An 11279-nucleotide genomic window follows, 5' to 3' on the forward strand; every position below is an offset into this window, starting at 1 on the left:
NCCGACGCCAATTGCAGGCACTCTTGCACGGTGTGCTCGAGAAACAGTTGTGGTAATTGAAACGAACGCCCCACCCCCAACCGAGCAATCTGCCTGGGGCCTTTGCGAGTAATGTCCTGCCCCGCAAATACCACAGTGCCGCTGCTGGGCTTGATATAGCCGGTGCAAATGTTGATAAACGTGGTCTTGCCCGCGCCATTAGCCCCTATCACCGCCAGGTGCTCGCCCTTTTTCAAGGAAAAGTCGATATTGTCCGCGGCGGTGATAGCACCAAAGCGCAGGGTCAGCCCCGAGGTCTGCAACAGCAGTTCATCCGATGCGATGTTCATGATTTTCCACCTTCAGTCATCTTGCCCAGACGGAATTGCTGAAATCGTCCAACCAACCCGGAGGGCGCAAAAAAGATGACGATCAACAAGGTGACGCCCAGCACGATTTGCCAGATATTGGTGAAATACGCCGAGCCCACCAGCAGAATCAGCTCGAATACCGCCGCTCCCAGGAATGCACCGATGGCGTGGCCCGCTCCACCCAGAATGGCGATAAACACATATTCACCGGATCGAAGCCAATAGCCGCCTTCGGGTGTCATCAGCCCTTGCGTCAACGCCAACAGCGCGCCACCCACGCCTACTAGCGCCGACGACAGCACATAGGCTTCGATCAAGGCGGCCCGGGCCGACAGGCCTATGTATTCAAGCCGGGTTTCATTGGTGCGTATCGCGACCGCAATCTGGCCCGCCGACGATCTGAAGTAACGCTGCACCACCCAGCCAAGAACGATGGCCAACACAAGCGCCAGCAGCATCATGCCCCACTCGAACTCGCCGCGATCAAGCGCCATGCCGAACAGACGGGGTCGATCAATGCGCAGGCCGTCTGTCCCGCCCGTCCACGTATAGAGTTTCGCGGCAAGCGAATAGAACACCATAGAGATGCCCAGATTCAGCATGCCGAAAAAAATTCCCCGGTAGCGAGAAACAAAGGACGCCACCACAGCACCAATAATCACGGCGCTCAGCACGCCCGCTGCCAGCGCAAACAATGCATCTGTCCCGGGGAAGGCTTTGACCGTAAATGCCGCGCCGTACCCGGCAATCAGGGCGTACATGGCATGCCCAAAAGATACCTGCCCCGCACGCATCAGTACAGACAGGCCGAGCGCAGCCAACCCGTAGCCCAGAAAGGTAATAACAGGCATTCGCGTCCATGGCCAGATCCACGTCATCGCCAGGATGATGGCGGTCGCACACCCGATACCCAGAATAAAAGCCGAGTGCCGCATCAGATCCTCCTGGCCGTGGCCACGGTAAACAAACCGCTGGGCCGTACCAACAGCACCACAACCATCATGAGATAAGGCATGACGACTTCAAGCTCTGGAAACGTATAAATTGCCAATGCGCGAGCCAGGCCGATCAGGATGGATGCAATCAGGGCGCCGGTAATCTGGCCGAGACCCGCCGTCGCGATCACGGCAAAGGAAGTCACCACCATATCGGCTGCCACGCCCGGCACAAACGTTGTCATGGGTACAGACAACGCCCCGCCCACCGCCCCCAAGGCGCCGGCCAACGCAAACGTCATCAGTCCCATGCGTGCCGCGTTAATCCCTAGTGCGCCCGCCACTTCACGATGGTGAATGACCGCCACCAATTTTCGGCCGGTCGTGCAATAGCGCAGCAGCCCCTGCAGTCCCAGATAGAAAACCAACGCGATGCCTGGCACCAGCAGCAACTGGTATTTCATGAAGGTCACACCCAGGAGATCCATCGTCCCCATGCGGCTGGCCAGTTCCCCGGCATTGACAGGCGTGGCACCCCAGATCATGCGCTGCAGATTCTCAAGGATCATGAACGCGGCAAACGTCACCAGCAACTGCAACACGGGGTCGCGATCCTGAAAACGCCGCATGATGCCGCGTTCCAGCAGCGCACCTAGCACACCGCCCACCAGTGCCGCCGTCACCAAGAGTGCCAGCACCAGTGTCAGCGTCGATGTGTCGTGCGGCAATAACCAAACCACGACGGTGGCCGCGCTATAGCCGCCGAATGCATAAAAACTGCCATGCGCGACATTGATGACGCCAAACACACCGCAAATCAATGTCAGACCCAGCGCAATCATGAACAACAGGCTTGCATACGACAGCCCATCGACTGCGGCCAGCAGCAATAAATGGAGATTCATTTCCCGCTTTCCCGGACGATCACGCGTTATTTGCCTACACCCTGGATCAGCTTGCTTTGCACCATGTCTGGCTTGAGCGTCTTGACCCAATCTTCCGAGATCGCACCTACGGGCGGCGCCACCAGTTCAGCGGGATAGAACAGCAGTTCTCCGACCTGCGGGAAGGGGTAGTCGGAATGCTTGAGCGTCACACCATAAAGTTGCCCCTGCATTGCCTGGCCGTCTTCACGCATCTCGATGGGTCGCGACAGTCCGCGATATTCCAGCGAACGCAACGTCGATGCCAACTGATCAGTCGTCGGCCACTTGCCCCCGTTGTCTTTCAACGACTTTTTATACGCCTCGGTAGTGGCTTCAAGCGCCTGGATCATGTGATAGACCGCAAAGTTAGGATAAGCACCTGTTTCTTTCTTGAACTTCGCGACGAAGTCCTTGGCCTTCGGATCATTCACAAATTCCGGATCGGCAAAGTAGCCGTCACCCACAAACCCCACAATCACACCTGGCGGCACTGCGTTGCCCAATCGTTCAAGCGAAGAATCGGCCAGTGGCAGCACGAACTGTGACGTCTTGAGCAAACCGCGCTGCGAGGCCTGGCGCAAAAACGTATCCAGATCGCCACCCCAGGCAGTCGACAGCACGACGTCGGGCCGCAGCGCTTGCAGACGCGTCACTTCGGCGGAATAGTCCGGTGCGCCGAACTTGGGGAACATCTCGGCAACGATTTTCACGTCCGGTTTGAGCGCCAACAACGTGTTGCGAAACAGGTCCCAGGAGTCACGGCCCCAGGCATAATCCTGGTTCACCACCGCCAGCGTCTTGAAATCCGGCTTGACCTTCAACAAATGCAGTACCGCGGCCACCATTTCCAGCGTGCCATTCGGGCCTGTTCTGAAAACGTAGTTGTACTTTTTCCCTTCCAGCACCTTTTCTGAAGAGCACTCCCACAGAATATTGATGACCTTGAGGTCCTCCGCCACAGGCGCCAGCGCACCGCAGTAGCCGCTGGAAATGGCGGAGAGCATCACTTTCTCGCCAGGCTCCTGCGCCAGCCGCCGATACTCCGTCAGGAATTTGTCGGCGCCCTGCCCCTCATCAATCCAGGTTTGCTTAAGTTTGACCCCATCAACGCCGCCTTTGGCGTTGAAATCCGCTATCCACATATCAGCGGCGACTTTGGCGGGCGCCCCCAGCACGGAAGCGGAGCCGCTCATGAAGGTGCTCATCCCAAGCTTGATCTCGGCAGGCCGGTCCGACTGGGCAAATGCGGATGCCGTAACCATGCACAGGCTTAAAAAAAAGCCCCCACGCCGCAGCCACTGCGTGGCTTTGCTGCCCCCAAAGTGCGTATTTTTTATTTTGGGACGGCCCAGCAATAAAAAGTCGGCCAACGGCCATATCAGCGTTTTCATTTTGTCTCCATTACTTTAATTAGTAGTTAAGGGAGATGATGAATTCGAAGGGCCGGACCAACAATGTCTATTTTGTCCTGTTGAATCTCGTTTTTATGTATTTTTTAAACATCCCATAATCTGAGGCAGGGTTTACGATATGGATAAATGAGCCAACCCTCTCCATCAGCGCCTTACTATTTTTTCCCTCACCATGACACCTAATCAGACGACAGCGTCGGTCGCCGTCGAAGCATCCTCTGGCACGCATGCGATGGACACGATCAGGTTTCAGGCCAAATTGCTAGGCTTGCTGCGCAATGGCGCAAGTGCTGAAGAGTTACTGCAATTGCAGGAGCAAAGCGGGGACATCGCGCACGAACCTGATCACAAAGAATTAGTGGCCGAAAGCATTCAAGCAGCCTCTTCTATTCAGAAATTGCAAGCTATACAACTGCAGCGCGAAAAAGGCCTATTGGCCGTACTGGAGACGGCGCAAGATCTCACCGCGATCAGGGACCTGGATCTCGTGCTTCAAGCCATCGTGCGGCGCTCGCGACAGATCTTTGCTACGGATATCGGCTATCTGACCAACTATGATCGTGTGCGCAATGATTTCTATATCCGCGCCACAGATGGAGCGACATCCGACCGGTTCAGAAATGTCCGTGTCCCTCCTGACCACGGCATTTGCGGCCACGTCCTCAAGCACAAAACACCCTATCACTGCACCAACTACATGCAGGACCAGGGTTTCATGCATGACAGTGGTATTGACCTGGCCATTGCCGAAGAAGGCGTCTGCTCGCTACTGGGCGCGCCACTGATGGTTGGCAACCACTGCATTGGCATACTTTGCGTCTGCGATCGGCAACCGCGGGGCCATGAGCCTTGGGAAATCTCCATGCTGGCAACACTGGCCGCACAAGCGGCCATTGCCATAGAGAACGCCCGCCTCTTTCAAGAAACCCAGGTCGCACTGCAGCGCGTCAGCGAAGCCAACGCCTTGCTGCACCAACAAACGATCGAGATTGCTGACGCCGCCGAAGCTCATGAGCAGATGACCAAACTCGCGGCGCGTGGCGGGTCGGTCACCGATATTCTGCAGATGGTGGCATCACTGCTGGGCGCAGAGGTTGCGTTACTCAACGAGGCCGAGCAGCTCACCTATCACGCGCGCGCGCCGCAGGCCACTACCGACCCCCAACTTTCCACACTATTTCAGAGCGTCGAGGTGCAAGACCTCGTGCACAAAGCCTTGACCCAAAGCCGCCTGTCCGGCCAGTCAAAATCCGTCGCGCCGGCGCCAGACCTGGTCTTGAAAATTGCGGCCATCACCGGCGCAAATGGTCTGCTGGGTGCCATGCTGATGCTGTCTCGCGAGGCAATCTCCGACACCCAGATTCGCACCTTCGAACGCGGGGCATTGGTCGCAGGCGTCGCCCTTCTATCTGAGGAACGCAGCAAACTCGCGCTAAGCAGCCGAAGTATCGCGACGATCAGATCGCTGGTGACCTGGCAGCAAGAGCCGCTGAACGTATTGCAGGCGTTGACTGAACCGCTCGGACTGGATCTGAACTCCCCTGTACGGATCATGGCGCTGCATGTTGAAAGCAATCATCTGGAGTACGCGCTACGCCGCATGCGGCCGCGTCTGCCACGCTCGGTCTTAATGGAGACACTCGATGGCCTTATCGTGGCCATTTACGCCGCTCATCACGCAGAAGAAACTCAAACCGCTGTCCAGTCGACACTGATGCAGAATTCACGTCTCAATGTCGTAGGCGTTTACTCAGACACCATTACGCAAATCAGTACGCTGCCGCAGTGCTTCCGCTCGCTCAAACGTTGCATTGATGTGCTCCTGGCCCTGAACCGCGACAACGAGCTGGTTTCCGAAGCGCTGTTTTCGATGTATGCGCTGCTGTTCGAACAGCGCGGCACCAAAGACCTGAATTCATTTATCCAGGCCAGTGTGGGCGAGCTCATCGCCCATGACCTGCGTCGCCATACCAATCTATGCGGAACGCTCCTGGCCTATCTGGACGAATCACAAAGCATCAAGATTGCCGCCGACGCTCTAGGTATCCACGTCAACACCTTGCGCCAGCGGCTGGAGACGATAGATCAGTTGCTTGGAAACTGGCGTAACGGCAGTAAAACACTGGAAATTCAAGTTGCTTTACGCATGCACAAGCTTAATAGTTCGCTATCGCGGGTGATCGAGTGAGGCGTGTTTTTATATCCAATGACCAACGGTTATCAAGGGCAAATTTACGACTAACTCCCAAAATATGCAGCCTTCACGGTCGGATCGTTCATTAGCTGATTCGCGGGCCCCTGGTTGACCAACTCACCGCGTTGCAACACATAGGCATAGTCGACAGACCTCAGGCTGAGTTGAACATTCTGCTCAACCAACAGCAAACTCAACCCTGTTTGCGTGAGCACACCCAGCACAGAGAAGATCTCCTCGACGATCCGTGGTGCCAAACCGATTGAGGGTTCGTCCAAAATCAACAGGCGAGGACGCGTCATCAATGCACGTCCTATCGCGACCATCTGCTGCTCGCCACCGGACAAGGTTCCGGCCCGCTGGCGTGCCCGTTCTCGTAACCTCGGAAAGAGATCGAGCACATACTCCAGTGTCTGTACGCGTTGCGCTTTAGCCTGTCCAAACGTCGAGGCCGCAATCAGATTCTCCATCACGGTACATTCGGCGAATAACAGGCGGCCTTCCGGCACCGTGGCGATACCCGCCTGGGTCCGCAACGAAGCTCTATCTTTGCTGATCTCGCGGCCATCCCAGCAGATGGACCCGCGACGAGACGTAATGAGGCCGTTGATCGTTTTAACGATCGTGCTCTTGCCCGCACCATTTGAGCCGATCAACGCCACTCTCCCCCCTGACGGAATCTCTATGGCAATGTCGCGGATGATCTCGGCCTTGCCGTAGCCGGCGATGACTCCACTCACGCTGAGGGCGCTCATTGGCCGGTCCCTCCCAAATACGCTTCCTGCACGCGTGGATCGCGAATCACGTCCTCAGTGCGACCACAGGTCATCATTTCACCGAAATTCAAAACCACTGCGTTTTCGCACAAACTCAGGACCACCGGCACGGAATGCTCCACAACGATCACCGCCAGCCCACGCGCGGAGAGTCTTTTGATCTGGGCGCACATCGCCTGGGATTCGGGTCCCGTCAACCCGGCCAGCATCTCATCGAGCAGCAGTAGCTGTGGTTCGGTGGCCAGCGCCCTGGCAATCTCAAGGCGGCGCAAATCAGCCACATTGAGCGTGTCCGCATCGACATCTGCCAAGCCATCCATACCCATATCCCGCAGCACCACCTCCGCGGCTTGTTCTGCCTGCTTTGCAGAGGCATGCCTTGAAAAGGCGGCCACTTTTACATTCTCGGCCACCGTCATTCCCCGAAAGGGTTTGACGATCTGGAATGTCCTGACCAGACCGTAGCGACAGATATCATGCGAAGCGGCACCATCGATTCGCTGCCCTTTGAAATGCACCTCTCCCGCATTGGCACGCAATGCGCCGGACAGGCAGTTGAACAGCGTGGTCTTGCCTGCTCCGTTAGGGCCTATCACTGCAAAAACTTCACTGGGCTGCACCGAGAAGCTCACATCCTTTAGCGCGTGCAGGCCCCCGAAGGATTTGCTCAGCCCATTCACCGTTAATAATGCAGTCATGGCGCAGTCTCCGCCTGTTCACTACGGGAAGCAGAAGCAACCGGCGCCAGCGGTCTCTGCGCAGTATCGGATCCCTGAGCGATCTCGGCTCTGCGGGCCCCACGCCGGCGCCAGCGCTCTACGAGCCAGCCGGCCACTCCCTGGGGGAGCAACAGGGCCAGTATCATTAACAGCGCCGCATAAAAAATGACGTTACTGCCCTGAATGGCAGTGAGGCCGCGCAGAAAGTCACTGAACGGTACCAGTATCCCGGCGCCCAAGAGCGGCCCCCACAATTGGGACATGCCGCCGATAATGGAGAACACCAGCAGCTGTATAGTCAAATCAATACTCAAGACTGAGCGCGGATCCACAAACGCAACGTAGTTCGCATAAAACGCGCCGCACAGCCCTGAAATAGCGGCGCTGATCAGAAATGCCCGCATCTTCATGGCCCGGGCATTGACGCCAAGCGCCTGGGCAGCGTCCTCATTGTCACGCAGCGCCCGCCAGTAATAGCCTGTACGCGAATTGAGCAACAGGCGGCACAGAAACATGACCGCCATGAGAATGGCGCCGATAATCAATCCATAGGGCCATTTCTCCATGAACTGTAAGTGAGCAGGCCCATTGTCTGCGATAGGCATTATGATGCCGTCCGAACGTCCCAACCCATCCGTTGCGGAAACGACAAAGAAGGCAACCTCGCTGAAGGCCAGCGTCGCGATGGCAAAGAAATAGCCACGCAGTCCATAGCGAAAACACAAACCGCCGATGACGTAAGCCGCCCCGACGGAAAGCGCTACACCCATGGGCCAGGTCATCAACGGCGACCACCCGTGCACGCTATAACCCCAGGCAACACTGTACGCACCGATGCCGACGAACAAGGCGTGACCCAGCGACATCAAGCCCGTCATGCCGGCCATCAGGTTCCAGGCCACAGCTAACGCACCATAAAAGCAGGTGAGTACAAACACGTCCATCAAATAGTTGTCGGTCAGCGCATAAAGAAAGGCCGCACTCACGACAGAACAGACCACCAGCAAACTCGAATATTGCTTCATCAGTGGGCCCCTCTTCTGGACAAAAGGCCCTCGGGCCGCAGCAACAATATGAGGATCAGCAGCACGAACGGTACAGCCGCCGCGATAGAGGCCGAGAACCATGCCACGGCCACGCTTTCGGCAACCCCGACGATCAGGCCGCCAAGCAAAGCACCACCAAAACTGCCCAGCCCCCCCACAATCACAATGACGAAGGCCTTGAGCGTAAACAGAGCACCGACCGCGGGATTCACATAGAGGACCGAAACCAACAAGGGCCCTGCCACCCCCAACGCGCCGATACCTACGGCCATGGCCCACCGATACACGCGTCCGATATCTATTCCAGATAAAGACGCCCCGTCATGCGACTGTGAGACCGCCCGCATCATGAGGCCGAAATCCGTGCGCCGCAGCAGAAGGTACAACACACCCAATAACAGAAAAGATGCCGCGCCGGCGATCATTTGCGGCACCTGCAGCATCACCATCCCCACGCCGAACCCTTCTGTAGAGCGCGGCAGAACGACCAGGCGGTTATCTCCCGTGAACAACAGCAAGGCAAAATGCTGGATCAGAAGCGACAAACCAATCGTGACCGCCATCTGATTAATTTCCGGCACGCGTATGGCAAAGCGCAACACACCAACGTACAGCAGCACGCCGCAGAGCATCAGCACAGGCGTGACCACCAAGATCGCCACAATGGGGTCCAGACCAAGCAATGCCCATAAGAAATATGCGGCATACATGGCGATCATCAAAAACTCCCCGTGGGCAAAGTTGATGATCCGCATCACACCAAAGACCAGGGTCAGGCCCACGGCGATCAAACCATACATCGCGCCGTTGGCCAGCCCTCCGATTAACGCCTGGAGCAGTATTCCGACTGTCATGGGTTCGGTTCGGTTTTACTCTGGAATGACCACTTGCTTGCTCGCCACAGCCTCGGGCCAGACGGTGACAAACTCGTTGTCGATCACTTGCGCGATCACGTACCTGACATGGTTCTGGCCATGCTCGTCAAAGGCCAGCGCATCTTCAGGCAGCAAGGAGGCGGGGCCATCAGGCAGATTCAGGGTCGCGAGCGCATCGCGCACCTTGACGGGATCAGCCGATCCCGCCTTGTCGACAGCCAGCGCTACCGCCCAGGTCGACGCGTACGCTTGCGCGGAATGGCTCAAAGGGATATCCCCATACTCGGCCTTGTAAGCCGCGACGAAATTTTCGGCCGCGGGCTTTTTGACATCCTGCATCCACTCCACAATGCCAAAGGTGTTCTCTACCAATGGACCCAACTGCAACAGGGTCGGATGCACATGGCCGCCAAAACCCAGGATCATGGGCTGAAATTTCTGGGCCGCCATGGCGCGCAGCAATACCGTTTCGTCGTCTACATAGCAAACGATCAGCACCAAGTCAGCGCCGCTGGCCTTGAGCTTGACCGCCTGTGTGCTCAGATCGGCCGAGCCTGTGCGAAAGCTCTCCTCAGCCACCACATTGATGCCGCGCTCACTCAGCTTGGCCTTGTACCCTTTGGCGACACCCTGGCCAAACGGACCGTCCTCATAGGCTATAGCTACCTTTTTGATGGGCTTGCCCTTGTCTCCAAGAAACGCCATGAAATCCATGACGTTGTCGGCCGCCCAACTGCCCTTGGGCGAAACCCGGAAAACAAACTTCAGGTTTTTTTCCGTAATGCTATCAGTCACGGCGCTGGTCACAACGAAAGGGGTTTTGTAGCGCTCGGCAACCTGCAAAGCAGGAATAGTGACCGCCGATGACCATGCGCCCATCAAGGCACTGACCTTGCTCCGCGATATCAGGCGATCGGCCTCGCTGCGCGAGACTTCCGGCTTGGATTGCGTATCGGCGACCACCAACTCCACCTTGGCCCCATTGAGCGACTTGATACCCCCTTGTTCATTGATCTGCTTGGCGGCTAGCTTGTGCGCGCGCAACAGTCTATCGCCATCCGCGGCAGTAGCGCCGGTCATGGGGACCAGCACGCCGATCTTGACGGTGTCAGCGGCATGAGCCGACCATGCACTCGCCATGGCGATCAGCGCGCAAGAAAACATTGACCCTATTATTTTGATTTTCGACATCTGCATTGCCTCCTCCTTGTGGCGAACCCAATCGCCGGGGTGATCGAGTGGCCTTATCGGCCTTTTTTTCTGCAGGCCGGCTTAGCGGCAGGTATAGCCACCGTCTACCGGCAAGGCCACCCCGGTGACAAAGGACGCGTCATCCGATGCCAGCCAAAGCACGGCATGCGCCACTTCCTCTGCTCGGGCCAACCTGCCCATGGGTACTGTGGTCAACAGGCGCTTTTCATTTTCCTCGGCCTGGGCCGCGTCACCACCACGGTTGGTGAATCCAGTTTTCATCGGTGTGTCGGCCAAACCCGGACACACGACATTGACCCGCACGCCGTCCGCGGCGAAACTTTGCGCAAGCGACTTGCCCAGGCCGACGATGCCGAATTTGGCGGTAGAGTAGATCGGGCTGAACATAGAACCCACCAGCCCCGAGATCGATGAGGTGAATACAATGGCGCCTCCCTGGCGCTTACGCATGTACCCCACCGCCTCGCCAGCGCCCAGAATGGCTGACGTCACATTCAACGACATCGCTTTGTGGTAATGAACCAAATCCAGATTTTCAATGGGCCCCGGACCCGGCATACCGGCATGAGCCCATAAAATATCAATGCCGCCCAGTTTGCGCGCCGCTTCGTGAATGCTGTCTTTGGCCCCCTCCTCGGTAGTGAGGTCGGCAACAATCGTTTCAAGCTTGCCTCCCCTGGCCTCGACGTCGGCGGCCAAGGTTTTTAAAGCTTCCGGATTGACATCCACCGCCGCCACGCGGGCGCCTTCACGGATAAACAGCTCTACGCCGGCGCGGCCCATTCCCGATGCGGCAGCCGTGATGACTGCCAGCTTGTTTTTCAATCGCATGAT

Annotated in this window: 10 protein-coding genes and 1 pseudogene; 1 reads left to right on the top strand and 10 read right to left on the bottom strand. The window is 57.2% G+C overall.

Features of this window, described 5'->3' with window-relative positions:
- Position 1: 1 nt before the first annotated feature.
- The 4 genes and pseudogenes from ACNAZS_RS02600 to ACNAZS_RS02615 form a co-directional block, all read right to left on the bottom strand.
- Positions 2-329 (bottom strand): annotated as a pseudogene (locus tag ACNAZS_RS02600) (ATP-binding cassette domain-containing protein); the annotation flags it as partial.
- Positions 326-1285: a branched-chain amino acid ABC transporter permease gene (locus tag ACNAZS_RS02605; RefSeq protein WP_415785850.1), complete on the bottom strand. Its 960-nt coding sequence runs from the start codon at positions 1283-1285 to the stop codon at positions 326-328. The gene ACNAZS_RS02605 and the pseudogene ACNAZS_RS02600, both read right to left, overlap by 4 nt.
- Positions 1285-2190 carry a branched-chain amino acid ABC transporter permease gene (locus ACNAZS_RS02610; RefSeq protein WP_415785852.1) on the bottom strand — a complete coding sequence of 302 codons (906 nt, stop codon included), beginning with the start codon at positions 2188-2190 and terminating at the stop codon, positions 1285-1287. The genes ACNAZS_RS02605 and ACNAZS_RS02610 overlap by 1 nt, the downstream gene beginning before the upstream one ends.
- A gap of 26 nt (positions 2191-2216) precedes the next feature.
- Positions 2217-3602, bottom strand: coding sequence for an ABC transporter substrate-binding protein (locus ACNAZS_RS02615; protein WP_415785853.1), 1386 nt, complete (start codon positions 3600-3602; stop codon positions 2217-2219).
- A gap of 193 nt (positions 3603-3795) precedes the next feature.
- Between ACNAZS_RS02615 and ACNAZS_RS02620 the strand changes: the two genes are divergently transcribed.
- Positions 3796-5811 carry a helix-turn-helix domain-containing protein gene (locus ACNAZS_RS02620; RefSeq protein ID WP_415785855.1) on the top strand — a complete coding sequence of 672 codons (2016 nt, stop codon included), beginning with the start codon at positions 3796-3798 and terminating at the stop codon, positions 5809-5811.
- A gap of 50 nt (positions 5812-5861) precedes the next feature.
- Here ACNAZS_RS02620 and ACNAZS_RS02625 read toward each other — a convergent pair whose 3' ends face one another.
- The 6 genes from ACNAZS_RS02625 to ACNAZS_RS02650 all read right to left on the bottom strand — a co-directional run bounded on the left by ACNAZS_RS02625 (position 5862) and on the right by ACNAZS_RS02650 (position 11276).
- Positions 5862-6572, bottom strand: coding sequence for an ABC transporter ATP-binding protein (locus ACNAZS_RS02625; protein WP_415785857.1), 711 nt, complete (start codon positions 6570-6572; stop codon positions 5862-5864).
- Positions 6569-7291, bottom strand: coding sequence for an ABC transporter ATP-binding protein (locus ACNAZS_RS02630; protein ID WP_415785859.1), 723 nt, complete (start codon positions 7289-7291; stop codon positions 6569-6571). The genes ACNAZS_RS02625 and ACNAZS_RS02630 overlap by 4 nt, the downstream gene beginning before the upstream one ends.
- Positions 7288-8337 carry a branched-chain amino acid ABC transporter permease gene (locus ACNAZS_RS02635; protein WP_415785861.1) on the bottom strand — a complete coding sequence of 350 codons (1050 nt, stop codon included), beginning with the start codon at positions 8335-8337 and terminating at the stop codon, positions 7288-7290. The genes ACNAZS_RS02630 and ACNAZS_RS02635 overlap by 4 nt, the downstream gene beginning before the upstream one ends.
- Entirely contained in the window at positions 8337-9212 is an 876-nt protein-coding gene (locus ACNAZS_RS02640) for a branched-chain amino acid ABC transporter permease (protein ID WP_415785863.1), read from the bottom strand. The genes ACNAZS_RS02635 and ACNAZS_RS02640 overlap by 1 nt, the downstream gene beginning before the upstream one ends.
- Before the next feature lie 15 nt (positions 9213-9227).
- Positions 9228-10424 carry an ABC transporter substrate-binding protein gene (locus ACNAZS_RS02645; protein WP_415785865.1) on the bottom strand — a complete coding sequence of 399 codons (1197 nt, stop codon included), beginning with the start codon at positions 10422-10424 and terminating at the stop codon, positions 9228-9230.
- Between the two features lie 81 nt (positions 10425-10505).
- Positions 10506-11276, bottom strand: coding sequence for an SDR family NAD(P)-dependent oxidoreductase (locus tag ACNAZS_RS02650; RefSeq protein WP_415785867.1), 771 nt, complete (start codon positions 11274-11276; stop codon positions 10506-10508).
- Positions 11277-11279 lie beyond the last annotated feature (3 nt).

It is taken from the genome of Bordetella tumulicola (genome assembly GCF_965138755.1).
In the GTDB taxonomy this organism is placed as follows: domain Bacteria; phylum Pseudomonadota; class Gammaproteobacteria; order Burkholderiales; family Burkholderiaceae_B; genus Bordetella_A; species Bordetella_A tumulicola.

Coding starts and splice junctions, on each gene's coding strand:
- ACNAZS_RS02625 (WP_415785857.1), bottom strand. CDS start 6,572: ATGAGCGCCCTCAGCGTGAGTGGAGTCATCGCCGGCTACGGCAAGGCC.
- ACNAZS_RS02630 (WP_415785859.1), bottom strand. CDS start 7,291: ATGACTGCATTATTAACGGTGAATGGGCTGAGCAAATCCTTCGGGGGC.
- ACNAZS_RS02615 (WP_415785853.1), bottom strand. CDS start 3,602: ATGAAAACGCTGATATGGCCGTTGGCCGACTTTTTATTGCTGGGCCGT.
- ACNAZS_RS02640 (WP_415785863.1), bottom strand. CDS start 9,212: ATGACAGTCGGAATACTGCTCCAGGCGTTAATCGGAGGGCTGGCCAAC.
- ACNAZS_RS02635 (WP_415785861.1), bottom strand. CDS start 8,337: ATGAAGCAATATTCGAGTTTGCTGGTGGTCTGTTCTGTCGTGAGTGCG.
- ACNAZS_RS02645 (WP_415785865.1), bottom strand. CDS start 10,424: ATGTCGAAAATCAAAATAATAGGGTCAATGTTTTCTTGCGCGCTGATC.
- ACNAZS_RS02610 (WP_415785852.1), bottom strand. CDS start 2,190: ATGAATCTCCATTTATTGCTGCTGGCCGCAGTCGATGGGCTGTCGTAT.
- ACNAZS_RS02650 (WP_415785867.1), bottom strand. CDS start 11,276: ATGCGATTGAAAAACAAGCTGGCAGTCATCACGGCTGCCGCATCGGGA.
- ACNAZS_RS02605 (WP_415785850.1), bottom strand. CDS start 1,285: ATGCGGCACTCGGCTTTTATTCTGGGTATCGGGTGTGCGACCGCCATC.
- ACNAZS_RS02620 (WP_415785855.1), top strand. CDS start 3,796: ATGACACCTAATCAGACGACAGCGTCGGTCGCCGTCGAAGCATCCTCT.